Source organism: Arcticibacter eurypsychrophilus (genome assembly GCF_001730525.1).
Taxonomy (GTDB): Bacteria; Bacteroidota; Bacteroidia; order Sphingobacteriales; family Sphingobacteriaceae; genus Arcticibacter; species Arcticibacter eurypsychrophilus.
The window spans coordinates 23,537-48,033 of sequence record NZ_MDFN01000002.1; the positions used below are offsets into that span (position 1 = coordinate 23,537).

At 40.1% G+C, this 24,497-nt stretch carries 21 protein-coding genes; 7 read left to right on the forward strand and 14 right to left on the reverse strand.

All coding sequences use genetic code 11. The features are described 5' to 3' along the window. Positions 1-34: 34 nt before the first annotated feature. The 3 genes from BFL47_RS01675 (at position 35) to BFL47_RS20335 (ending at position 1,260) form a co-directional block, all read left to right on the forward strand. Entirely contained in the window at positions 35-397 is a 363-nt protein-coding gene (locus tag BFL47_RS01675; protein ID WP_139125726.1) for a hypothetical protein, read from the forward strand. Then, complete coding sequence (locus BFL47_RS01680) at positions 394-906, forward strand: CHAP domain-containing protein (protein WP_083256943.1); 513 nt, start codon at positions 394-396, stop codon at positions 904-906. The genes BFL47_RS01675 and BFL47_RS01680 overlap by 4 nt, the downstream gene beginning before the upstream one ends. Before the next feature lie 219 nt (positions 907-1,125). After that, the gene (locus BFL47_RS20335; RefSeq protein WP_262482873.1) at positions 1,126-1,260 is read left to right on the forward strand and encodes a hypothetical protein; all 135 of its coding nucleotides are present in this window, start codon (positions 1,126-1,128) and stop codon (positions 1,258-1,260) included. Positions 1,261-1,321: 61 nt separating this feature from the next. On the opposite strand, the gene BFL47_RS01685 is transcribed toward BFL47_RS20335, so the two are convergent. Next, positions 1,322-4,966 (reverse strand): CheR family methyltransferase, encoded by a 3,645-nt coding sequence (locus BFL47_RS01685; protein WP_069658069.1) that lies wholly within the window; start codon positions 4,964-4,966, stop codon positions 1,322-1,324. Positions 4,967-5,372: 406 nt separating this feature from the next. Here BFL47_RS01685 and BFL47_RS01690 point away from each other — a divergent pair, with 406 nt between their 5' ends. The 3 genes from BFL47_RS01690 (at position 5,373) to BFL47_RS01700 (ending at position 7,658) form a co-directional block, all read left to right on the forward strand. Further along, positions 5,373-5,912 carry an OmpA family protein gene (locus BFL47_RS01690; protein ID WP_069658070.1) on the forward strand — a complete coding sequence of 180 codons (540 nt, stop codon included), beginning with the start codon at positions 5,373-5,375 and terminating at the stop codon, positions 5,910-5,912. 179 nt (positions 5,913-6,091) lie between these two features. Then, positions 6,092-6,562, forward strand: coding sequence for a hypothetical protein (locus BFL47_RS01695; protein ID WP_069658071.1), 471 nt, complete (start codon positions 6,092-6,094; stop codon positions 6,560-6,562). Continuing rightward, positions 6,537-7,658, forward strand: coding sequence for a hypothetical protein (locus BFL47_RS01700; RefSeq protein ID WP_139125727.1), 1,122 nt, complete (start codon positions 6,537-6,539; stop codon positions 7,656-7,658). The genes BFL47_RS01695 and BFL47_RS01700 overlap by 26 nt, the downstream gene beginning before the upstream one ends. Here BFL47_RS01700 and BFL47_RS01705 read toward each other — a convergent pair. Beyond that, positions 7,575-9,017, reverse strand: coding sequence for a phytoene desaturase family protein (locus BFL47_RS01705; RefSeq protein WP_069658073.1), 1,443 nt, complete (start codon positions 9,015-9,017; stop codon positions 7,575-7,577). The two genes, BFL47_RS01700 and BFL47_RS01705, sit on opposite strands and share 84 nt — an antisense overlap. Before the next feature lie 292 nt (positions 9,018-9,309). Here BFL47_RS01705 and BFL47_RS01710 point away from each other — a divergent pair, with 292 nt between their 5' ends. After that, a complete protein-coding gene (locus tag BFL47_RS01710) occupies positions 9,310-11,421 on the forward strand; it encodes an LruC domain-containing protein (protein WP_069658074.1) in 2,112 nt (703 codons plus the stop codon). A gap of 82 nt (positions 11,422-11,503) precedes the next feature. Here BFL47_RS01710 and BFL47_RS01715 read toward each other — a convergent pair whose 3' ends face one another. The 12 genes from BFL47_RS01715 to BFL47_RS01770 all read right to left on the reverse strand — a co-directional run bounded on the left by BFL47_RS01715 (position 11,504) and on the right by BFL47_RS01770 (position 24,492). Beyond that, a complete protein-coding gene (locus tag BFL47_RS01715; RefSeq protein WP_245681272.1) occupies positions 11,504-12,400 on the reverse strand; it encodes a glycosyltransferase family 2 protein in 897 nt (298 codons plus the stop codon). A 9-nt stretch (positions 12,401-12,409) separates the two neighbouring features. Continuing rightward, a complete protein-coding gene (locus tag BFL47_RS01720) occupies positions 12,410-13,372 on the reverse strand; it encodes a glycosyltransferase family 2 protein (RefSeq protein ID WP_069658075.1) in 963 nt (320 codons plus the stop codon). 123 nt (positions 13,373-13,495) lie between these two features. After that, entirely contained in the window at positions 13,496-14,581 is a 1,086-nt protein-coding gene (locus BFL47_RS01725) for an endo-1,4-beta-xylanase (RefSeq protein ID WP_069658076.1), read from the reverse strand. 234 nt (positions 14,582-14,815) lie between these two features. Further along, a complete protein-coding gene (locus BFL47_RS01730) occupies positions 14,816-15,916 on the reverse strand; it encodes an endo-1,4-beta-xylanase (RefSeq protein ID WP_083256954.1) in 1,101 nt (366 codons plus the stop codon). Positions 15,917-16,146: 230 nt separating this feature from the next. Then, complete coding sequence (locus BFL47_RS01735; RefSeq protein ID WP_069658078.1) at positions 16,147-17,544, reverse strand: UDP-glucose 6-dehydrogenase; 1,398 nt, start codon at positions 17,542-17,544, stop codon at positions 16,147-16,149. Between the two features lie 14 nt (positions 17,545-17,558). Then, a complete protein-coding gene (locus BFL47_RS01740; protein WP_069658079.1) occupies positions 17,559-19,364 on the reverse strand; it encodes an ABC transporter ATP-binding protein in 1,806 nt (601 codons plus the stop codon). Continuing rightward, positions 19,345-20,520: a hypothetical protein gene (locus BFL47_RS01745; RefSeq protein ID WP_069658080.1), complete on the reverse strand. Its 1,176-nt coding sequence runs from the start codon at positions 20,518-20,520 to the stop codon at positions 19,345-19,347. The genes BFL47_RS01740 and BFL47_RS01745 overlap by 20 nt, the downstream gene beginning before the upstream one ends. A 16-nt stretch (positions 20,521-20,536) precedes the next feature. Further along, positions 20,537-21,028: a glycosyltransferase gene (locus BFL47_RS01750; RefSeq protein ID WP_069658081.1), complete on the reverse strand. Its 492-nt coding sequence runs from the start codon at positions 21,026-21,028 to the stop codon at positions 20,537-20,539. Further along, positions 21,025-21,468, reverse strand: coding sequence for a glycosyltransferase family protein (locus tag BFL47_RS01755; RefSeq protein ID WP_170827244.1), 444 nt, complete (start codon positions 21,466-21,468; stop codon positions 21,025-21,027). The genes BFL47_RS01750 and BFL47_RS01755 overlap by 4 nt, the downstream gene beginning before the upstream one ends. Further along, positions 21,465-22,355, reverse strand: coding sequence for a glycosyltransferase family 2 protein (locus tag BFL47_RS01760; RefSeq protein ID WP_170827245.1), 891 nt, complete (start codon positions 22,353-22,355; stop codon positions 21,465-21,467). Before BFL47_RS01760 ends, BFL47_RS01755 begins: the two co-directional genes overlap by 4 nt. 127 nt (positions 22,356-22,482) lie before the next feature. After that, on the reverse strand, positions 22,483-23,577 hold the full coding sequence (locus BFL47_RS01765) for a glycosyltransferase (protein WP_069658084.1): 1,095 nt from the start codon (positions 23,575-23,577) through the stop codon (positions 22,483-22,485). Positions 23,578-23,583: 6 nt separating this feature from the next. Beyond that, on the reverse strand, positions 23,584-24,492 hold the full coding sequence (locus tag BFL47_RS01770) for a glycosyltransferase family 2 protein (protein WP_069658085.1): 909 nt from the start codon (positions 24,490-24,492) through the stop codon (positions 23,584-23,586). Positions 24,493-24,497 lie beyond the last annotated feature (5 nt).

The window sequence follows — 24,497 nt, forward strand, 5'->3', positions numbered from 1 at the left end:
ACCGAAATTGCTCCCAAAGGAGCAGCTTGCATGTATGAGAAAGGAGAACACGATGAAGCTTAGCGAAATGAAGTATTCGGAACAGATTACAATTAGTTTTGCACTCCTACTTTTCCTGGTTTTTCCATGGCTATGCAGAAATGTAGACATTACTTCGGCTCCTATTGATCCGGGGGTGCTAAGTGCTCCCCTATTGGCGGTGCTTTCTTTTCTCCTTTTTAAAGGGGTTACCTGGTGGTGTATGAAGATGATTTGGCCTGTGTTTGCCGAATATTCCATGGTATATTTTGAAGCGGACTTTAAAAGGCTTAGTGCATGCGAAAAGGTGCTTATTTACCTTGGATTTTATATACTGATCGTAATGGGTTTTGTGATTACGCTAAGTGCTATATTATGAAACTGCTGCTGATTGTAATGCTGTTGATCTCTTTAGAAGGTGTATATCAGCGTGAGATTGGTGTACGTGAACAGTCGGGCAATAATGATGGTGCTAAAGTGGAGGAATACCTGAAATATGTTGGGCTGAAAAGAGGTAGCCCCTGGTGTGCTGCTTTTGTGTGCTGGTCGTTAGCTCAGGCTGGAATAGAGAATCCGCGTTCAGGCTGGAGTCCTGATCTTTTTCCAGGGGTGAAAATTTGCTGGCAGCGGAGTTCGGGAGTACAGTTAAATTCACTGAAATCCCTTGCTTCAGTTCCTTGTCAGGGGGATGTATTTGGGATCTTTTTCCCTTCCAAAAATAGGATTGCTCATGTTGGTTTCGTTGATAGCTGGGGTGAGAAGTATGTAATTACGGTGGAGGGCAACACCAATGAGGCTGGAAGTCGGGAAGGCGATGGGGTGTACCGTAAAAGAAGGTTGATCATCTCGATTTACAGGGTTGCGAAGTGGAGGGCTGATCATGAGTAAACTTTTCTGATGGGCATAAGTTTATCAAACCAAAGCCTTAAACAAAAGATTTTGGCAATACTTATCCGCCCATCGCTATCGCATTATTGCTTAAACGACAGAACAAGGAAAAATATTTTATAATAACATTTCCGCGTGAAATTCGTTATATTTACATAAACAAAGACACCATTATCCTTTAAGGCGTCCATCGTTTAACCTTATAAAATTTTAGAAATCATGAGTAAAGACAAAGGCGTCAAAAACGTGAAAAAAGCTCCAGCGGCTGAAGGGACCAAACATACATCAGAATACCAAAGTGGTAAAAAAGGGGGTTTTAAAACTGAGGCTACTCCTCCTGCTAAAAAGAAGTAATTATACAAGCAATATTTATGCTGCATTCACCTCTATAAGGTGAATGCTTTTTTGTTTAAGGTTAATTAAGTGGTAGCGTAAACCAGAAAGTACTGCCTTTGCCTAACTCACTTTCTGCACCAATCTGACCGCCATGCCTTCTGATGATCTCCGCGCTGATATATAGCCCTAATCCTAACCCTGAATACTGATAACCGGAATTGCCGACCCGATAATAGCGCTCAAACAGATGTGGGATTTTAGATGCGAGTATGCCGGGACCATGATCAATAACCGATACTTTAACGGTCTGATCTAATTTTTCAATGAATACACCAATCTCCTTTGATGCAGGGGCATACTTAATTGCATTATTGACAAAGTTGACTACCACCTGGTTAATGCGTTCGGCATCAACATAGGCTTCTGCGTTGAGATCGCCAGTGGTTTTAATGGTATACTCTCCCGCAATGCGTACATGACTGCAACACTCGTCCACAATTTTGGAGAGTTTAATATGTGTTCTATTCAGGTGTAACTGGCCTTGTTTGAGTTTGCTGACATCCAGCAGGTCTTCGATCAACACGCTTACCTTAACCAGACTTTTATTGGCTTGTTCAATCAGGACCGGAAACATTGGCGAACTGGGTTTATTCTTGATGCGTTCTAATAACTGCAAAACCGCTTTTAGTGTGGTGATAGGGGTCTTGAGTTCGTGACTGGCAATACTCATAAAATCATCCTTCTTTTTCATGAGTTCTGCCGTGGCTTCGTCATCAATCTTTTGCAGACTGATATCCAGCGCAGTACCTACATAACGATAGGCAACCCCTTTTTCGTTAAAATATATTTTTCCTTTAAATTTGATCCAGTTGGTCTCTTTGTCCGGCAATTCAATGGTACGGAATTCCTTTTCAAAATCAGACTGGCTGGAATTGATCATCGCCTGCTTTAACTTATTCAGGACAGCATGCCGGTCATCCGGATGGATGTGATTGACAAACGTATCAAAGCTGACAGGTCCTGATGACGTAATACCGAACAGTTCCTTGCAGCGTTCGTCTAACAAGAGCTGCTTGTTTAAAGGGTTATAATCCCAGGTACCCAGTCCGGCGGCATCTATAGCAAATTTTAGTCTGTCCTTGCTTTCTTTAAATAAGAGCTCGACTTGTGCAAGTCCTTCTTCTATTCTCCGCTTGTCGGTAATGTCCTCGATAGCTAGTAAAATCAGGTGGTCATCTTGCTGCTGATCTATCTGGCAGGAATTGAGACACATGATCCGGAGTCCCAGTTCAGGAAAAATATGTGTTACTTCATAATCGACTACTACTTTTTTCTCTGGAAGTACACTCTCCAGCAGAAAACGCAGGGATGGAATATCCCATTGCCCATTTCCTAATGAATAAAAATACTGTCCTTCGGTTTCTTGAACGGTGACTTTAAATTTAGTATAGAATCCTTTTGTAGCCCTTTTGACCATCAGCTGTCTATCGAGTATGATCAGCGGGTCGCGAATGGTATTCATGATCTCCTCGGTGTAGGCTTTTGCTACGTTGAGCTGCTCGTTTCGGTCCTGAAGTTCATTATTGATGATTGAAATTTCTTCGTTTGTACTTTGCAGCTCTTCGGCGGAAGTTTGAAGCTCTTCATTCAAAGTTCTCATCTCTTCTGTACTGGAAAGCAGTTCTTCGTTCGCGCTCTGCAGTTCTTCATTGGCTGTATCTTGCTCTTCAGCCACCAGGCTCATGTCCGCCCGAATCTGTATCAGCTCTCTTTTTAACTGCTCAATCTCCTGATCACGAAGATCAATTCCTGATGGAATGATAAGCGCTTGCTTTACTGCGTTTTCGAACAAAACGAGGTAGTAATGCTCACTATTGCTGCTGAATGGGATCACTTCGATATCTACAAGCTGCTGCTGACCGTCTAGTTTAAAAACGATTTGCTCCTTGCGGGCTGTTGCCTTTGTTTTTTTTGCCTGCTGTAACAGGTTTCGTAATCCAAATGAAAGATCAACACGTATCATTTTAAGCACGTCCAGACTGGCCTTACCTGGGGATGGATCAAGCCAGGTGTCTGTTTTGCCCCTGAACTGCAGGATATTGAAATACTCCCCCAGAAGGAATCCGGCGGGCGAGTGTTTAGCCAAAACCAGGTTGTCGGCTAATCTAAAGACATCCGTTTTTGGATCTTCCTGCTGTTCCGGATAAGTCAGCTCCTTAAAATTAGTTTCTCTGTCTGCAGAGAAATCAGGCGAAAGCCGTCCCCTTAAGCCCTTTCTATGGAAGTATTTATCCCGGTTGTTTCCGGAAACAAAAAGTTCGGTTAAACTATTGACGCTTTCTGCATTGCCTAACATCAGGTATCCCTGATTATTCAGCGCATAGTGGAAGGTACTGAGGATGCGCTTTTGCAACACGGGTTCCATGTAAATAAGCACATTGCGACAACTAATCAGGTCCATACGCGAGAAAGGGGGATCGGTAAGCAGGTTATGCTGTGCGAATACACACAGATCACGGATTTCCTTACAGATCTGGTACGCTCCATCGGTTTCTGCAAAATAAAGTTTCAGACGGGAAGGACTCATTCCGCTCATCTCCGTGCTATGATACAAACCGGATCGTGCCCTGATAATGCCAGCTTCGGATATATCGGTCGCAAAGATCTGGATCTTCATCATTTCGGTTCTGCTGCCCAGGTATTCCTTGATACAGATCGCAATGGAATAGGCTTCCTGTCCGGTGGCACATCCTGCCACCCAGATGCGTAAAGTTTCCTGTCCGCTCTTTTTGCTGATCAGCTCTGGAAGAATGGTGTTACAGAGACTCTCGAAACTAGAGGTATCGCGAAAGAAATCAGTGACCAAGATCAGCATATCATTAAATAGCTCGTCCTGCTCGTCCTTATCCTCTCTTAGAATGACCAGGTATTCTTCTGGTGTAGCTGTATTTTTAAGTGCCATGCGGCGCATAATGCGACGTTTGATGGTACCGGATTTATAATAGGTAAAATCTACGTTTCGACGGACACGTAGTATGGAAAGTAACTCTTTGAAGGTTTCTTCACTCTTCTGCTCTGGTTCTGTAATACCTTCTCCTGTTGAAGACCCATTTTTATGAAAAACGTGGTTGAGTCTCATGAGCTGTCCGGCAATCTTATCGGGTGAGAGTACAAAATCTACCGCACCGGTATTGATCGCGTTTTTAGGCATATCGTCATAAGCAGCGGAGGCTTCGTCCTGTGCAAAGGTGATCCCTCCATAGGCTTTGATTACCTGAAGTCCCAGCGTTCCGTCATTTAGGGTTCCCGACAGGACAATGCCTACGGCGTAACTTTGATGTACGACGGCAAGGGATGAAAAAAAAAGGTCAATGACTTTTACTTTATGGTGTTTCTCATCCAGTGGTGCCAAACGGAGACGCCCGTCTATGGCGGTAAGGATCTTATTTTCGGGGATAATATATAAATTATCTTTCTCGAGATGGATGTTATCGGTGATCTTATGTACGGGGATTGGTGCAGTCCTTTCCAGGATCTCGGTTAACAAACTTTCGTGTGTGGGACTGAGATGCTGCACAAAGATATAGGCCATACCTGATTTTTCTGGTACTGACTTTAAAAATTGTCTTACGGCATCAAGTCCTCCTGCAGAGGCACCGATACCAACGACCGGGAATTGTAAATCTGAAACGGTATCGTCTCCCAATCCTGTTTGTTCAATCATTATTTCAGCTGATCATGATATATATGAAACCCTTGTTGAAGGGTTTCTAACAAAAATAATAAAAAAATCTACCTGTGAATGATGAATACGGTTTTTTTTAATGACCATTCTGTCTCATCGTTATTTTGAAAATTGAGGCATTTCAACTAAGGCTTTGTGGAAAGAATGGGCAAATGCAAACCAGGTTTCATTATTAATTTATGTGCGCCGTAAAGGATTGCGCTACAGGCGAGTCTTCACAGTACGTTACATCGTAAGGTGATTTTCAGGTATAAAGATTGAAAATTTAATTACAATCAATACTTGATTTCTGGCCTTTCCATGACAATTAAAGGGTTTTATTAAAATTCTTCTGACTGTTTCTGAAGGATATCTTGTATGTTAGCATAAATCACATAAAATAGGTATGAAATTTCTTAAAACACATTTGCTTCCTGGGATGATTATCCTGTTGGGCTTATCTTCCTTACAAGCGTGTAAAACAAAAAAAGCGGGTATGGCGACCAACCCTTATGGCGTAGCAAAAGAAGAACCGGTAGCGGTAAAAGAGACTCCTGCTGCTGTAGAACAAAAGAAGGATGAAGAAGTGATGCCGCCGGTTAAAAAGCCTGATTTTAACTTCAGCAATATTCAGTTTGAGTTCAACTCCGTAGTACTGCGAACAATTTCGTATCCGATCCTGGATAAAGCGGCTACAGAAATGAAGAAAGATTCTGCTGTACGGTTTGTAATCAATGGTCATTCTTCTGCGGAGGGCAGTGAGGCACATAATATGGCTTTATCCCGTGACCGCGCTTATTCGGTTAAAACATATTTAGAAAATGCAGGAATTAGTGGATCAAACCTGGAAGTTAAAGGGTACGGCGAAGCGGAGCCTATCCAGCCAGATGCAACTGAGCAAGGAAGAGTCGCTAACAGACGTGTAGAAATTGAAATCATTCCTTAAAACTTGAATGAATTTTAATACTTGGCATAAATTACACGATGAGAAATCATTATTCTCAAATGATGACTCATCGTGTAATTTATGCCTAATTGATCCACAAATTCTTAGCAATTGACACTAATTAGTCATAAATTCAGCGGTTTAGGTTATTTTCGTTCTGTCACCTAAACAGCAATCATATGTTTTCAGTCCGATTTACGATCTGCCTTCTAATCGCCCTGCTCTTTCCCTTCGTTTTGAAAGTTTTTAAACATGTGGAAATTTATCCATCCCTGATTTTGCCTGCAGGGCAAAACACACTTTCCATATCGAAAAAACAAATGAGCTATCAGTACAAGCAAATCTATGTTACTGATATTCATAACCGACGCATAAAAATTAATCATGCTGACTTCTTTGCGCCTATACCCATACAATTCTCATCCTTTATTCTGAAAAGGAACTTTGGACTTAAATTTACAAAATCATCTTCACCTGTAGATGAGGCAAAAAAAACGGAGCTCAAGCATTGGATCGACAAGCGAATTATTGCGCAATCAGGCCCTTATAAAGAATTGTTCATTGTAACATTGAAGAATACGATTTCTTCAGTGGATGGAAAACTTATGGAAAGTAAAATTATCAATGAAGAACCTATCTACCTTAATTAACGAGCTAAACACGAAGTTCTGGACAAGGGTTAATGACTCGGTCAGTCTTCCTCTTGAATCATTATGTTGCTTTCGGATCATTCTTGGATTTTATCTTTTGCTGATCCAGCTGAAGACTTATAGCTGGATCAGGTACATTCCCGATCTACTCTATTCTCCCCCTAAAATGAGCATAGCCCGGTTTTTTCATTCCTTTCCTGATTACTGGCTGTTCTTAGCCATTGATATGGGAATCCTGATTGCGGTACTTTGTATTATTTTTGGCATTAAAGCAAGGCTGGCTTCTCTGTTATTTGGTGTGTTGAATATCGTGGGCTGCAGTTTCAACTATTCTTTTGGGAAAATAGATCATGATATTTTATTATATGTGTTATTGATCTGCATGTCGCTTTCCAATTGGGGCACACTGCTGGCATTTTACCCTGATAAAAAGCTTAAAGGTGCTGACAGAAGTCTTTTGCTGCTTAGCGTACTAATCTGTTTCGGGATGTTTACGGCTGGATTGCCTAAAGCAAGGACCTGGATCAACTTGGATATGAGCTCCAGCGGTTTTCTTTCCTGGTATTTCAGAGGGCTATCTGAAAGTGGAAGATCAGATCTTTTAATGCCCTATGTACTTGATTTTCCGCCTCTTTTGATTAAATCATTTGATTTTATAGCGGTACTATTTGAACTTTCTGCTTTTTTTATGCTTATGGCAGGAAGAAAGTTTTGGAAACTCTGGCTTCTGGGTGTGGTAACTTTCCATTTGTTGAACTGCCTTTTGCTAAACATTCCATTTGTTGTGAACTTTCTGGTCTACCTGGCATTTATTGATTTTTCAGGTTTATATCAAAGAATCAATAATTATATAAGACAGCCTTACGTAAAGATCATACTTTCTTCGGTCGTTTTCCTTCTTGTACTGATCCGTTTATTCTTTATCTTAACCGGGAACAAGAATAACAATCTGTTGATTGATACAGAGTGGGATCTGAATTTTGCAGTCCTGTTATGGGTTGTCTCTATAATCCTATTTATTAAAAATATCTTTCAAAACCCGCTTAGCCGCATGGAAACCACACATACCGTGAACGCCACCTCCGGGAGGGGTTGATGATGAACAGATATACAAGCCTTTGGCAGAGGTCCTGTATGGTGAATAGCGAAGTGCGGGCCTGGTAAATAGCTGTCCCAGATCGATTACTCCACCATTGATATCCCCGCCTACATAATTAGCATTGTGACTTTCCATCGCTGCGGTATCCATGGTATGACGGGCAAGAATGCGTTCGCGAAAGCCTGGTGCAAAACGTTCTATCTGGCTTTCAATGGCTTCTACCCTGGATACAGTAGATCCATGAGGTACGTGGCAGTATCCCCATGCCGTATGTTTTCCTTCGGGTGCCCGTGTGGGATCAAACATACTTTGCTGAGCCATCAGGATATAGGGTTTTTCGGGGTATTTACCCTCCCATGTTTGCTGTTCGGAATAAGCAATCTCTTCCAGGGAATTACCCAGATGAACGGTAGAGGCCTTACTGCATGCCTGAGCGGTGTAGGGAACGGGTCCATCTAATGCCCAGTCAATTTTGTAGACGCCCAGTCCATATCGGTATTTTTCTAACTGCCATTTATAAATATTAGAAAATGTATGTCCGGCTATTTTTAACAACTGTCTTGGTGTAATATCAAAAAGGACTGCATGTGACGAGGGCAGCTGATTTAAGTGACTCACCGTAAAATTGGTTTCTATTTTCCCTCCCAAGGAAAGGAAATAGGATGATAATGCTTTTGCTATTTGTTTTGAACCTCCTTTTGGTAGAGGCCATCCTTTTGTCAAACCCGCTATCATGAGTACAAGTCCAATGGCTGAAGTCGTTAAATTCGTCAACGGTTGTATGGAATGAGCAGCCATTCCTGCCCAAAGTCCTCTTGCCTCCCTGGTTTGAAAATGTTGATTAGCCAGATACATCGCTGAGGTTATTGCAGGTAAGCCAAATTGTGCCATGTTGATGGGATGCTTTGGAATATGCAAAGGTGCCAATACATCGGCCGCTATGGAAGGCCAGATCTTTACAAGTGGCTCCATAAGATTCCGATACGCTTTTTCATCTTTGCCAAATTGGCTGGCAGTCTGCTCAATTGATGGGTATAAAAAAGCCGCTGTTCCGTCATCAAAAGGATGCGCCGCTGCAATAGGCGAATAAATATACTCCAATCCGTGATTAGCAAGCGGGAGTGACGAAAAATAGGGCGACTGTGCCGCCATAGGATGAATAGCAGAACAAACGTCATGTAAAAACCCCGGTAAGGTTAGTTCCTCTGTTCGAAGGCCTCCACCAATCTCTGGTTTAGCCTCAACTAATAATACGGATAAGCCAGATTGCTGTAGTAATATGGCTGCTGCAAGTCCGTTGGGACCTGAGCCTACTACAACTGCATCGTATTCTTTTTTTACTAGTGGTATGCCCATTTTCGAAGCTAAACAATAAAGTATGCATTTTGTTAGCCGGTGATGTTTATTGAACCTTTAATAAGCACTTATATTATCCGAAGTTCTAAATACTTGACTTAGTTAACTGTTTAAAGATCCTAAATCCTGATTATTAGGAAATATTATTACATATAATAGAAAATATTTCCCCAAAAAATTCTCACATTTCCCATATTTTGGGTGTATTTATATGAGAACAGTACGTTTTATGTGCAAATAAGCCAAATTTCCTGTTGGAACAATTATTGACTAAATAATAAAAATTGATGCTATGAAATCACCTTACTCCTGTTTTACACTTTTTGTAATAGCCCTACTGTTGTTTTCATCCTGTAAAAAGGAAACGGCGACAGATAACACGATTATTGATCCTATAGATACGGATATCGCTCCTGATAATTTTAATTTTTCTACGACCCGGGAATTGACTGTGTCGATTCGGCTTTTATCCAATTCTGGGGAAGCGGTAAAAGGTGTGTTGGTGTCTGTTACAGATCCGGCGAATGCAGAAAATGTATTTTTTAAGGCTGCTACTGATGCCAGCGGATATGCATACGGAACCATGGTAGTACCTGCTTCAGTGGATACTGTGGTAATCAGCCCTAATTATGTTGGTTTGTTAAATAATGTAAAAGCAATAATTTCTTCAAAAAGTTCATTAAATGCCGTAATTGGTGGGACTGCAGGATTTAGCGGAGATGTAATTGCTGAGGCTATTCCGGCTACAAGAAGCAGTGGCATGACTACCTTTGGTTTATCCGCTACCGAATTTGTTTACCCCACAGGTTATACAAGTGCTACAGATGCGGTAGTAAATACCACTTTATATCCATTTGTACTGGGGAGACCGGTTTACTTGGAAACAACTCCTGATGTTATTCCATCTACATTGTTAACCTACATCAATTCTTCACTTCCCGAAAGCAAATCACTAACCACTACTCACCCGGAGTACCTGGCGAGTGATGCAATTCCAAATATTATCGTTAAACAAGATGCAGATATATGGCTTACTTTCGTATCTGAAGGAGCCGGATTCCGTAATGCACTAGCTTATTATACTTTCCCTACAGGATCTACACCAGCAGTAGCATCCGGAGGCACGAATGCAGGCGGGATAGATAAGGTGACTATGATATTTCCGAATTCATCAGCTTTTGGCTCATTAGGAGGTTTAAGATCAGGCGATAAAGTTAAGCTAGGCCGTTTTACGGCAGGAATAACCATTGGGTTTGTTTTACTACGAGATGCATGGGTAGGAAACATGGTGAACACCAGTTATGCTAAATTCTACTCCGATGCGAAGTTTAATCCTGAATCAACAGCAGCATTAAAAAAACACACGGTGATGCTGTATGATAATGATCATTCCCTGTTCTTGTTTGGTTTTGAAGATCTGAACAGACAGACTGGTTCAGATCAGGACTTTAATGATGTGGTTGCCTATGCGACTTCAAATCCAGCTAGTGCTATTTCTAAGGATGGTGTAACTGTAGTTGATAAAATACCTGATGCAGACGAAGATGGCGTTTTAGATGAGCTGGATGAATTTCCCGACGATCCTTTGCGTGCTTACATTACGTACAGTCCTTCTAAAACAGGATGGTCCACATTGGCATTCGAGGATAACTGGCCCAAAATGGGTGATTACGATATGAATGACCTGGTTTTAAATTACCGCTATACATTTGTTAAAAATGCCTCAAACGCAGTAGTGGAAATGAAGGGCGAGTATCTTGCTGTTGCAGCAGGAGCTGATTATAAAAACGGTTTTGGTGTCCAGTTCCCTTTTAGTTCTTCGAAGGTAAGTTCAGTAACCGGACAATCACTTCAATCCAGCACCTATATTATTAAAAATGCAAACGGTACAGAAGCGGGACAAACCAATGCAGTGATCATTCCCTTTGATAATCATCGTAATGTGTTAAACAATGCGGATAACTCAGCTATTACGAATACATTACCAGGAAAAGCACAGGCTACACCTATACTGGTTACCGTGAATATTACTTTTACTGCACCGATTGCAGGCAGCGTTTTTGGAACAGCACCTTTCAATCCCTTCCTGATCAGCAACCTGAGAAGAGGTTACGAGATTCATTTGCCGGGTTATAAACCGACAGATAAAGCAACAAGTACATTAATGGGAACTGAAGACGATAAGAGTTCAGTTGCAGGCAACCTCTATTATAAGAACAAAAACAACGGTCCATGGGCATTAAGTTTTACAGGAAGCTTTAGCTACCCAATCGAAAAGAGTTCTATTATCGATACGTACTCTCATTTCATGGGTTGGGCGAAGAGTGGCGGAACATCGTTTACAGATTGGTACAGCGCTACTACTACAGGGTTTAGAAATACAGCTAAGATTTACAGCAAATAAGATTTTAACCGATCATCACATTGATCAAAAAGCCGGTTTGGAAACAGAGGGCTTTTTGATTAATATGATGATCTTTCCTGAATTATTTCCCAAAAATGCGCTGCAGAAAGAATCTTGCTTTTTGTTTTATCACAACTTTCAAAGGCACCCGGATAGCCAGTTCATTTAATCTACGGAACACATATTCAGGCACTAACAACTTGCGCTTTATAAGGTGATCGTACAGATACAGATCCCAAAACTGTGCTAACTGAATAGTTAAGAGCCCCTCATTGCTCAAATGCTGTTTGATCCTTAAACGCAGGGATACTCTGTTTTCGAGGATACGGATCAATCTCTGCTTGTTTAAACTATTGGATACGGAATTTTCGAGACTATAAACAATCGTACGGGGGTGCATATCAAAACCAATTACAGCATGGGCCACTATCATTCTAAACAGCATATCATATTCCTGTGATGATGTCAAACTCTCATCCCATCCGCCTACAGCAAGAACAGCTTCTTTTCGCCATAGGTTAGCGCTGGTAATGCCCAGCTTGGAGGAGATCAGTGATTCATAAATATTAGCATTACGGGGTACTTTAAGGGTATTTATAACTTTTCCATCGACTAGTTTATTCAAATAATAGGCCCCGGAAACAATGTCGCAACTGGTATTTTCGGCAATTTCTACTTGCTTTTCAATTTTATCGGAATACAGTTCGTCATCAGAATCCATAAACTGGATCCATTCCCCTTTGGCATATTTAAGTCCTTTGTTGCGTGCAGCAGGAGCTCCGGGTTTCATCTCTATATAGGTATAGATCTTATCTGGATACAATGCACAATAACCATCCAACACACTTTGCGTCTGATCAGCCGAATTATTATTCACTAAAATTAATTCCCAGTCAGTATATGTTTGTTTCAGTACGCTTTCTATGGCACGACTCACAAAAGACTGACAATTATAGCAAGGCATAATAACAGATATCATAGCTTCAGATTAATTAACTTCCATATCAGCCAGCTGTTTAATCAATTTCTTATTGGTGGGGCAGATCTGAATATATGCACCATCTTTATTACAAATTTTCCGAGTTCTTCGGATTTTTCCCAAAGAGGAAAATATATACCTCCCCCCCTTCAATTCTGCACCTAATGAATCAAACTTTCCTCTGATCAGGTAGATGGCCAGAGTCTTAACAAAAGTTGTAGTGTATATCAATACTTCTTTATAAAAGTTATTATTCAGATCCTTTAAAATACAGATCTGTTTGATGACAGCGATCAGACGATTATGCTTGACCGAAGGAGGCCGCTTTTCCCGATCATGGTAACCGCGAAAATAAGGTGCAAGTCCTAGTTTAAAACCCTTTAACCTGGATCTGTTCATGTAATCGACATCCTCTCCATAAACATTAAACAGGGGATCAAAAAGGCCTACCTTTTGCATGCACTCTTTAGAGACCAGCCACATTGCAGCATTAACAAAGTACAAATCATATATCTCTTTTATCGTATTGAGATAGAGATCGGAAAGAAAGCCAGGACAGCGGTATTCGCGGCAATAGGTTGAGAAATTAAAATCCAGTGCAGTTCCTGCTCCATTTACATGTATGGGACTTACAATTCCATACTGCTTATTCTGCAAATGTATCTTTATTAACCCTTCTATCGTATCTTTTTCTATCCAGGCATCCTGATTAAGGAGAAAAACATAATCAACTCCTTCTTCAATTGCTTTGCGTAATAAGATATTGTTTGACTTAGCAAATCCCAAATCTATTTCATTGCATATTAGGTTAACTTCCGGAAATTTGGTCTGGATAATGTCCACAGTTTGATCCGTAGAAACATTGTCTATGATATTTATGTGCACGCCGATACTTGAATTCAATACACTATTGATACATTTTTCGATCCAATTGGCCCCATTGTGAGTGGATATAATGACATGAACATTCATATATCAAATATATTCATTGAAATTGTGACTTAATTGCACATTTTTTGTACAAACGATCTTAAAATAAAAAAGGCTGTTTCGATTAGGAAACAGCCTTTTTTGTAGAATAAGAGAATTTTAATTTTATTTAACGCCATCCAGTATACCTTGGTAAGCAGGCTTTCTCTGGTAGTTGGCATCGAAAGGTAATGGATAGTCTGGTCTGCTTTTCAAATGAGAATCATTGTCAGTCAGGTTCCATGTTGTAATTCCCCATTGTTGTGCTTTTGGAATTGCATTGTATAATTTAAAAATGGTTTTGTATGCTTCGGCTTGTTGAGTTATCCGCTCGGCAGTCGGAACATACCCCTTAACACCTTCCGGATTTACGGCTATATCTAATTCAGATATATGTACTAAAAGACCTGTTGCAGCAGTTTCATTAATCGCTTTAGTCCAGCTGCTGGTTCCCCTGTTATAACGGGTGTGGAACTGCATGCCTATTCCATCAATAGGTACTTTTTTAGCTCTTAATGCTTTAACATATGCGATAATTCCTTCTCTTCTGCTGTTACCATTTTCATGACCATAGTCATTGATAAACAATTTAGCTGCAGGATCTGCACGATGAGCAAAAATAAACGCCATATCAATATAATTAGGTCCTAAATGCTGACGCCAGATTGTATTTTGAATATTACCGCTGTCATCGAAAGCTTCGTTAATTACGTCCCAAGATGCAACTCTACCCTTGAAATGTTTTACAACAGTAGTAATATGTAATTCAAACATTTTTTTCCATGCCGGATAATCTCCCTGGAAATTCTTAATCCATGCCGGTAATGAACTATCCCATATTAAAGTATGACCATGTACACGTTTACCATTTGCAATAGCAAAATTAACCAGGTAATCAGCATCTGTAAAGTTGTAAGTGTCTTGTGCGGGATGTAATGCACCAATTTTCATGGCATTTTCAGCAGTCAGACTGCTATACTCTTTAATGATCAGATCCCTGTATTCTGGTCTGCTCTTCATGTGGTTCACATTTACTGCTGCACCAAATTTAAAGGGCAAATTTTTAAGGGTTACACCTTCATCTAAGGCAAGAGTTGAACTGGTAGTAGCGGATTCGGATTCCTGTGTTGTAATTGCGTTTTCACTTTCTTCTTTAGCACATCCGAAGCTTCCTAACACCAGGCATGCAATCAGAATTTTGAATTTGTTCATAATTTTACGGAAAATTGTTTTGTTGTGTAATTAGCTGATTGATATACACTTTCGTATTAGGCTTTACGGAATTATACATGCAGTGGTTACATATTTTCTCATATTTTCTCATATCGTGTAAAAATACCACATTTACAGAATTCACTTTTACATAAAAAAGCCAGAAGGCCGTATCGAATCATCAATACGGCCTTCCGGCTTTTAAGTGCTTTTATTTAGATTTGAAGGGGGAATCTAATTCACACCATCCAGAATTCCCTGATAGGCTGGTTTTTTTTGATAATTACCATCAAAGGGTAATGGCCAATCGGGCCGATCATAATAGTTCAGTACCCAGCTATCTTTATCCGTTACATTCCATAAGGTAATACCAAACTGTTGTTTTTTAGGCAGTGCATTATAACTTCTAACGATATACTCATACTTAGCTGCCTGCTCGCGCTCAAGCAATGAACTCAGCAGTAAAGATTGTAGACTTGCCGGGTTTAAGGAAATCTCCATTTCAGAGATATGTACTTTCAAACCGGTAGCAGCAATCTCATTTAAGGCACGGGAAAATTTAGCATCAGGCAAATTTACACGGGAATGAAACTGTGTACCTATCCCATCAATAGGAATACCGCGCTCTATCATTCCTTCTACATACTTAACAAGTCCACGACGTTTATTGTTGCCATATTCCATTCCATAGTCATTAATGAAAAGGATTGCAGATGGATCAGCACGATGTGCAAAGATGAAGGCCATGTCAATATAATTTGGCCCTAGCTTTTGACGCCATATGGTATTCTTTAGATCACCATTATCAGCAAACGCTTCGTTAATTACATCCCAGGCAACCACTTTGCCTTTGAAATGTTTAACCACTTGAGTGATGTGCGCTTTAAACATTTGTTTCCATTCCGGATAACCCCCTTTAAAATCCTTTACCCAACCCGGCAATGAGTTACCCCAAATTAAAGCATGTCCATAAACGCGTTTGTTGTTTTCTTCAGCAAATTTAACCAAGTCATCTGCTTCCGACCATTTATAGGTTGTTGCAGAGGGACGCAGGCTTTTCATTTTCATGGCAGTTTCGGCTGAAATGCTATTGTATTCCTTTATTACAATATCGCGATACCTGCTATCCCTTTTGAGGATACCCATGTTGATGCCAACTCCAATTGGGAAGGGAAGGGTGTTTTGAAAAGTGTTATCATCACTCAATTTTAGTGTAGATACATCAGTTGCAGCTATCGTTTTATCCGCAGTAACTTGATTTGGTTCGCTATCATTCTTAGCGCAGCTTGTACATCCAATTACAAGGAATGCAAGGAGGATTTTGAAATTGTTCATACTTCGATTTTTATTTAGTTTTTGGGTGCAATTAAACAGACAAAAGTTCAAAAAATTGAGGATGATTGAAGTGCTTTGAATATCACCAGAAGTTTCCGTCATTTGCCGGAAACTTCTGGTGATAAAATGGCCAAATATATTGGTAGATGTAGGGTCAGAACCTGATTAACAGGCATCTGATAAGCTTTATTCAGGAAGTGTGAGAGCCATCCTGTAAAAGCATATTATTATTAGGCTGTACCAATAGACTTCACCTGAAAACCAATGGCTTTCAGCTTTTCTTTGTCTAATAAGTTACGTCCATCAAATACGTTGGCAGGCTTTAACATACTATCATAAATACGTTGCCAGTCATATGTTTTAAATTCGTCCCATTCAGTTAGAATAGCTATAGCATGAGCATCCTTGCAGGCTTCATAAGGATCCATGGTTACCTTCAGTCCAAAACGATTTTCCTGAGGATCGCGTGATCGCAGATAATCCAGATCAGCATATACCTGAGATTCCTGTACTTTAGGATCATAAACCGTGATCTTAGCCTGCTCAAACAAAAGATGATCGGCTACATAGATCGCTGCGGATTCTCTGGTATCGTTGGTATCCTTTTTAAAGGCCCAGCCTAAGAAAGCAATTTTCTTTCCGTTTACCGTATTGTAAGAGGTCCGGATAATTTCATTAGCAAACCTTTTTTTCTGATGGTCGTTTATAATAATCACTTGTTCCCAGTAATCCGCTACTTCTTGCAAGCCATATGAACGGGCAATATAAACCAGGTTTAGAATATCTTTTTGAAAACAAGATCCGCCGAAACCAACAGATGCTTTCAAAAACTTTGGTCCAATGCGACTGTCTGTACCTATAGCACGTGAAACTTCAGAAATATCTGCTTCTGTTTTTTCACATAATTCAGAAAGCGAGTTAATAGAAGATACACGCTGAGCAAGGAATGCATTGGCAGTCAGCTTAGATAGCTCAGAAGACCAAATATTTGTAGTCAAAATCCGCTCTCTGGGTACCCAGTTCGCATAAATATCAACCAATGCCTGCATGGCTTCTTTTCCTTCTTCAGTACTATCTCCACCAATTAACACCCGGTCAGGAGCGTTCAAATCTTCTATCGCAGTACCTTCGGCAAGGAATTCAGGGTTTGAAAGAATCTGAAATTTACAACCGCTTCCGGTATGTGCCAGAATATCTTTGATTGCACTGGCTGTACGAACAGGAAGTGTAGATTTTTCTACTACGATCTTATCTGTTTTGGATACACGGGCAATCTGACGGGCACACAATTCGATCCATTTCAGATCGGCAGCTTGTCCAATACCTGCACCATAGGTTTTAGTAGGCGTATTCACAGAAATGAAAACCATGTCTGCTTCATCTATAGCCTCGTCTACTGCAGTAGAGAAGAATAAGTTCCGGCCTCTTGCCTCAGCAACTACTTCACTTAAGCCTGGTTCGAAAACAGGGATATTATTTGTGTCTGGATCATTCCATGCTGCTATGCGCTCTTCGTTCAGGTCCACTACAGTAACTTTAATATGGGGACATTTTTTAGCGATAACTGTCATCGTTGGACCACCTACGTAGCCAGCTCCAATGCAGCAAATCTTAGTAATTTTCGTCATATGTTCAAATGAAATTAAATTTGTTGTAAAGATACCATTCGTTTAAATCGCTCCGACTTCTCCACCATTTCTTTAAACTTGCCACTGTAAGTTACCTCCCCCTGGTCTAGCATATATATTCTATCAGCATTTTTTATTGTAGAAAGCCGATGTGCAATAATAATCATCGTATAACTTCCCTGCAACTTTTCTATGTTTTGTTGGATAACTAATTCTGTTTCTGAATCCAATGCAGAGGTCGCTTCATCCAAAATAAGGATGTCGGCATTTTTATATAACTCGCGAGCAATTGAGATCCGTTGTTTTTGTCCTCCGGAAATCAGCATACCTTTATCACCCAGACTAGTAAGCTCCTTTTCCGGAAGTGATTCAATAAAGGCAGTTAATGATGACATCTCACAAACTTTCCAGAATTGCTTCTTATTTTCTTCAGTTGGTTCAGCCCAAAAGGTAACATTATTAAATACGTCATCTTTAAATATCACCGCTTCCTGAGAGATATAGCCTATGCGACTACGAAAGCTGTCCAGATTATACTCTGTAACCGGAACTCCATCAACATACATGTTTCCACTGTTCATAGGCAGAAGTCCGGTAACAATATTAATCAGGGTAGTTTTACCCGAACCACTCTCCCCCACCAATGCAATCGTCTGGTTTTTCGGAATTTCTATATCCACATTATTCAGCACAGTGGTATCACCATATTTAAAAATCAGATTCTTAATCTCAATACTATGTTGAAATCCAGCAAAAGGTTGTGGTACCTGCACTTCTTTATTTTCTTTCATTTCATCGATCAGCTTAGAAACTGAATCTATGGCACCCACATTCTGAATAAAGTTCTGCCACGAATTCTGGAAGTTCATCAGGAATGTTAAAGCACGATAAAAAAGCAATAAACTTAGTATGATGGAGCCAAGGTTTCCACCTAAAAATTTGATTTGTACAATGATTACGACAATAACGATCAGCATCACCATCGGCTCTTTGATACTAGTAGTTACAGCCTGATAATAACCTACCTTAGTATTCAATGCCTCACTTTCTTTGATCACTTTTCTAATCTTGCCCGAGAAACCCTTGAATTGATTGGTTGCCTTTAAGTATTTAAAGTAATGCACTGCTTCGATCAGGTGAGAGTTGAACACATTACCGCGGGAGGAAATCTTCATGGAAGTTTTCTTCACAGTCTTCACCGCTTTACTGAAAACCAAATTGGAGAGCAGTGAACCTATAGCGACCAGAATTGCAAACTGCCAGTTGGCCAGAAAGGCCATGATCACATAAGTCAGCAACATGGCAACTCCACTCACTGAGTTCAGATAATGGGTAATCGCCAATTGTAGTTTTTGTACTTCCGAAGTAAGGATATTTTGAATCTTTCCTGCATCCAGCTTCAGAAAACCATTATAACTCAGGGACTGCATGTCGGAAGTCAGTCCAAAGCGCAATTTCTTAATAAACGTTTGTTTCAAACGTACCTGTGAGCTTAGCTGGAAGAATTTGAGTCCCCCTTTTGTGGCAAACAGGATGCCCATCAGTCCTAATACACTATAAATGTTAACCGGCACATGTACAGCATGAAACATATCAGTCAGAAAATGAAGATTACCCATTTCATTTCCGGTACGCATATTTCCGTCATTATCCATTAATTTCAACAAAGGAATAAACATAGCCAGACCGATACCATCAAGACAGCTTACCATAACATTGAGTACCATGTCAAATAGAAAGCGGATACCTAGCTTCTCATAAAAGAAGTTAAAATATTCGCCTAAGAACTTATAGTTTGGTTTAAATTTCTCTTTTTTCATGAATTTTAATCCTGTTTTCGACGCGTGTAGGCACCTTTAAAAATTTTATATTAGTGGTCATTAGAAAGACCATACTGATAGCAAAGAATAAATTATTAAACGAAGAGACGGAGAGGCCATTAATAAGAACGATTGCTAAAAACACAAGGATCACATTCCGGTTAATTCCACTTTTGTTCATCAATAGCCAGGTTGCATAAATGATCAACACCAAACCCAATAGTCCATGATCAAGGATCACCCTAAAAAGAAAGGAGTGCAGGATTACTGAATAACAGGATCCATCACCCGAGTAACTGAATAGATTAGTAAAATAACTCATATTATCGCAGGCGTAATAACTCAAAGGAGTGATGCGTTCATTGCCTACGAGCCAGTGCCAAAGGTTCCAGTGTTTCACCTCACCCCAGAAAATAGTCATGAACTTGAAACGATCAATATCTTGGAGACTACCGGAGCGTTCAGAAAATATAAAGTAGATCACTGCTCCCATTACAACAAGAGCTACGGGTATAATATAAACCCAGGTTTTACGGAAAGAGCTGTAAAAGACATAGAATACCAGTACACTATACATCAGCAAAGATGATCTGGAGAGTGATAAGATCGTGATTACACCAACGAGAGCTAGTACAAGGAAGGCTTTTTTGCGGGTTATAGAAAACCGAACTAGGTATAGGGAATAGAGCAGCATCAGCTCGAAATTATTTTCCTCATAAACAACAGGCCTGTCGTCTGTATGTAATACCAGTGCAAGTAGATATTTAACAAAAAAAACACCCAACAGGAAGGTGTAAAAGTTCAGAACGCCTTGAGCTGTCATCAGTCTTTTATCCACCAGAAAGGTGAGAAAAAATAAATAAATGTATGATTTATAAATCAGGAGAAAGTCCAGCGCATTCGCATGCTTATACATAATAACATAAGCGCAGGAAAGCACAACATACAAACCAATGCCCGTTCGCACAATCACAACGCTATCTATCCGTTGCGATTTTGCCCATAAAAAGGCAGCCCCACAATACAAAATCAACAAGCCTTCGAGTCCCGACACCATAGGCGCAGCTTCCTTCCTAACCAAAAGAAAAGCCAATGACACTAATGCCATCGCAACCATGGTAATAATAAAAATTCTTTTAAAGAAGAAGGCCTTCATGTATACGTTATTAATCCTATAATTTATCTTTCGAAATAAATTCCTGTAATGACTGTATTAAACTAACTGATGCCAGATCGCCCATTGCTGGCAACACATAGTGTTCGGCATCATCTCTTAAACTGATCACTTTATCCTTTAAGTCGACCATGTCATACACCACCGGCATATAACCTAGTTCTTCAATTTTTTTAGCAGTTGCATACTGGTGTTCATTCCGATGTTCACCAAGGGCGGCCACGCGAGGGACAATCAAAATGGGCTTTTTGTCTTTCAAAGCAGAAATAATAGTACCCATTCCTGCATGACTGATCACCATCTTTGATTCTTTAAAAATCCGCTTATATTCCGTCGGATTAAGAAACTCAACAATTTTTAAGTTTTTTACAGGGAAATCAACTCCTGATGCCTGTGCTATTACTTCTTCACCTAGTTCAGCGGCAATCTCATCCATTGCCAGGATCAGACGATTAAATGGCGCCTGCGTCCCTGTAGTAACGAATATCATATCAATACGTTCCCCGCATAGGTAACTTTAGATGAAGCCAGATCAGGCCATTGCGTGTAAACCCGGTCAGCAAACCATAATGCGATCCGTCCACTCAAAGAGATCTTTTCTACATTAGCGATACTATCGATCCAGATGGTTTTAGCGCCAAGGATCTTTCCTGCAAATAATCCCATTAAGCCTGGAGCAGCTCCCGTAGTCACGATAACATCCGGTTTTTCTTTCATAACAATATTATAGGCATTCCAGAAAGATTTGAAAAGTTTAAATTTATTCCAACTACTCCCATCGGCGATATGATAAAACTTTTTCCCTGGAACAGTAACAGCAAAATCAGGATTCGTTGATATAAAGATCAACTCTTCCTCCTTAAAAGCCATTACTACTCTTAATAACTGAACCCAATGCCCCCCTACTGATGCAATTCCAATAATTTTCATAATGTAGATGTGTTAGTGTAAATGAACTTGTTCTCGATCCGCTTGGCCATAAACTTCTTCACGATTCTGGATTCTTCTTTAGAAACCAGCGGCTGACTTTGAAGAGTAGCCTTTATTCCATAATAAAAAAACAATGAACCTTCCTGAATACCCCGCTCCTTCACTAATTTCATTGCTTTAAATAAGTACATGTAAAATGGGTATCCCATGTTTCGATATCCGTAAGCTTCCCTAGAGAGACCCTTTTGGAAGCCACCTTCAGCCTGACGCGTTTGCGTGGGGTACAAATGCAGAATATCCTGCTCAAAAAACTTTTCAGTGATATACCCCTTATCGCGGGCCAATATGTCATCAATTCCATCCCAGCCTTTGAAAGGTCTTAATCCACCAATCGCATGGAGACATTCTTTTCGATAAAACTTATTTGGTCCCTGTGTATGCCATTTATGTTTCGATTCGATAATTCTTGTGTTATCATCCCCTAATATGAAAGTGACCCCGCTGGCTATTCCCAAAGATGGGTATTGCTCAAACTTGCTCAACATGAATTCGATATAATCATTTCGCTGTATAACAAGGTCTGCATCCAACTTGGAAACAATGTCCCAGTCTATTTTCATAGTATCCGCAACTTGTAACCCCAGATTAAACAATTCAACTACATTATTTCCGGTAGCACGTGTTGAAGATGTTTTTTCTCTTCGGTAATAATGGATGAATGAATATTTTTTAGCGTAGTCTTTAACAATCTCCGGAGAGGAATCATCTGACCCATCATCCATTAAAAGCCAGGCAACAGGATAAATACTCTGTTTAACAATTGAAGCAATTGTGCCACCTATAGAATCTTCTTCGTTTTTAAATGGAGTAATTATTAACAATTTCATAAACATTTTAAAAGAACATTAAAAATATTGCAAATCACTTATCTGTTACACATACAAAGAGAGCAGTTTTTCTTCTAAAAAGTTTGACACATTTTGATCTTAACGGTACACAAAAAAGTGAGAAAAACTATGAAATCAGAGAAGTAAATAAAGATTGATAGTGTTTCATGATCTGATTTACGCTGAATTCCCTGGCTCTGTTGGTGAGTAAAACAGGGTCGATAGGATGATCTAAAGCATAATCTATTTGCTCCGAAAGGGCATTTACCTGTCCGATTGGAACGAGAAAACCATAGCGGTCTTCCAATATTTCAGCAGGTCCATAATCGCAATCCGTAGATACAATAGTAAGGCCCGCAGCAAGGGCTTCCACCAGCACATTACCGAACCCTTCATAATCAGAGGAAAGCACAAATAAGCTAGCTTTACTCATCCAGGATACTGGATTTAGTTTAAAGCCTTCCAGGCGGACAAAATCCTGTAAATTCAGGCGGTTAATCTGCGTCTGCAGCTTTTCACGCAACGGCCCCTCTCCTATGATAATCAGTCTGACCCCACGTTTTTTTGACAACAAGGCTACGGCATCAATCAGCAGTTCATGATTTTTAGCATCAACTAAACGTCCTACGGTAATCAGGACTGGAACAGTATCATCTAGCCAGTCGTGCTGAACAGGTAGTCCTGCCTGCTTTTCCAGTTCAGGAGACCAGGCCGGATTATAGATTACATGGATCTTTTTTGCCGGGACCAAGGCAACCTTTTGCAGGCTCTTACCCAAGCCCTTAGACACCGCTACGATGGCATCAGCAAAACGATATAAAAGCGGTATGGATAAAAAAGTAAGCTTGGAGAGTGTGAGCGCACTGTTTTTAAAAAAAACTACCGTATTATTCCGTTCAGAGATAACAATTTTTGTTTTTACACGAGCCATTAAACGGCCAATGATCGTGAATGTATTTAAAGAAGGGGTTGCAGTAAAGAGCACATCAAACTTCTCTCTTTTTAGGATTTCAGAAAAGGAGAAAAAGAGGCGACTTTTTTTTAACGAGCTGAAGTAAATCAGTTTGATGCGAGGGTCAAGTAAACTGACATATTCCCCTCCAGAGATCATTAGTACCACAGAAACATCGTTACCTTGCTCTACAAAGTAGTTCGCGGCATTCACAATCATCTTCTGAATGCCCCCCTGATTCAGATTTCTATAAAAATAAGCTAGCTTCATACCCCATTACACTTTAATCATTTTTTTAAGCATAAGCTTAGATACCAGGATGATACTATCCGATGTAAGATTCATTTTACGGAGCAACTGATAGTCCAGAGGTTGTTTATCTACGATCTGACCTCTGAGAATACTATAAATGCGTTTATTTTGAAAATCTTTTATGGCCTGTTCCAGTTCCGTATTTTTACTTTCTCTTAATATATTAAACAAAAAAGGAGAAAATATATAAAGCGATTCCCGTTTGATGGACTTGGTGACCATGTTAACCGCATCCAGGTAATAATAAGAAAGCGGTTTGTTGATCCACAAATTCCCTTTGCTCTGCCACAAACATCTGATCCAGGTATCTACATCACCCCCTCTCTTATAGCCGCTTTCAGGAAACTTGCCGGCCCGTACAAGCAGATCCTTTTTAAAAGAGACCGCTCCAGTCCATAACGTATGCTTTTGCCGAAACAAATCAATCAGTGCAAAAGACTTCTGTTGCACATCTGCATTGATCACTGAGGTTTTATCCAGTTTTTTTTGCGTCCCTGTAGTATTATAATATCCCCAGGTCACACATTCAATATCCGGACTATTAACAATTGCGTTTTTAATGGTTTCCAGCAGATCAAGACTCCATTCATCATCTGCATCCAGGAAACAGATCCAAGGATAACGAGCATGATCAATCCCCACGTTTCTAGCCTTATAACCACCCGGACCGGGTTCAGTACGGGTATAAAGGGAAATCTTTGGATCGGTAAATTCAGTTAACTTTTCTGAAGAACCGTCCGTTGATGCATCATCAATAATAATCAATTCAAAGTTCTGATAAGTCTGCCTCAATACCGAAAACACAGATCGCTCCAAGTGAGGCAGCTTATTATGAACCGGTATGATAACTGAAAAATAAGGTTCGTTGTTCATCCGAT